The sequence below is a fragment of the uncultured Endozoicomonas sp. genome, from assembly GCF_947495845.1.
In the GTDB taxonomy this organism is placed as follows: domain Bacteria; phylum Pseudomonadota; class Gammaproteobacteria; order Pseudomonadales; family Endozoicomonadaceae; genus Endozoicomonas.
Genome location: NZ_CANMAO010000106.1, coordinates 1 through 443, shown reverse-complemented (window position 1 = coordinate 443; position 443 = coordinate 1). Strand labels below are relative to the sequence as shown.

General features: G+C 48.8%; 1 protein-coding gene. It reads left to right on the top strand.

All coding sequences use genetic code 11. The annotated features are described in order from the left end of the window. Positions 1-443 (top strand): transposase (locus Q1B11_RS20295; RefSeq protein ID WP_299735839.1); only part of this gene is annotated, 443 nt, incomplete at both ends.

The window sequence follows — 443 nt, the reverse complement described above, 5'->3', positions numbered from 1 at the left end:
AAAAAGCAACCATCCCCAACGACCAAGTTTGAGATGGCTGCCATGCTCACTTCAGATCATCGAACAATCCTCCGGGAACTCGCTTTTTATACAACCTTTCTTGCCAGAGCGCTATCACCAACTGCAGTACCAACGTTCTGCGAACTGCTCTTTGGTTGCATGCTTTCAGGGGACGGCTTTGTTACACATGCACTATTGTCTATTGACTATCAATGCGTCTGGAGCAGCTATCACCACTGGATCTCTCACGGTAAGTGGCGATGGAAACACCTGGCGTGTCGTTTAATCCGACTGGTATGTTCAAAAGCCCCAACAGATGAGCCGATCACTCTCGCACTTGATGACTGGGTTATCGAACGATACTCAGATAAAGCCCCTGCTTGTCGAACCCATCATCAGCACAGTAAAAAACGTAACCGTCCGACGTATATCTGGGGGCAGTG